The 530-nt window shown below is 67.9% G+C and carries 1 pseudogene; it reads right to left on the reverse strand.

The window, feature by feature from the left end:
* A pseudogene (locus tag FNJ47_RS46555) lies at window positions 1-530 on the reverse strand (carbamoyl-phosphate synthase large subunit); the annotation flags it as partial.

The raw sequence follows: 530 nt of genomic DNA on the forward strand, positions 1-530 counted from the left end.
ATTCGGTTCGGGCCGCCGCCGAGAATGATCACCTTCTTGCGGTCCGACGGCGCGCTCTCGTCGGCGAGCTCGCCGGCGAACGGCCGCTCATAGGTCGAATACATGTAGGCGGTGGGCGAAGCGAACTCCGCCGCGCAGGTGTCGATGCGCTTGAACACCGGGCGCACCCCGAGCGCATGGCGCTTGGCGGTGACGTCGGCCTCGGTGCTCTCCGTCAGCACGGCGAGCCGCGCATCGGAGAAGCCCATCGCCTTCAGCATCCGCATTCCGAACGCGTTCGGCGGCAGGCCGTTGTTGCGGACCTTGTCCTCCATCTCGACGATGGCGCGCATCTCCGCGAGGAACCAGGGGTCGATCTTGCAGGAGTTGAATATCTCCTCGTCGGTCCAGCCGAGCCGCATCGCCTGCGCGACCTGCAGGATGCGGTTCGGCGTCGGCGTGCCGAGCGCGGCGCGGATCGCGTTCTTGTCGTCGCCGCGGCCGAGCCCCTCGATCTCGATTTCGTCGAGGCCGGTCAGCCCGGTCTCGAG

The organism is Bradyrhizobium uaiense, from assembly GCF_010811875.1.
Lineage (GTDB): Bacteria > Pseudomonadota > Alphaproteobacteria > Rhizobiales > Xanthobacteraceae > Bradyrhizobium > Bradyrhizobium uaiense.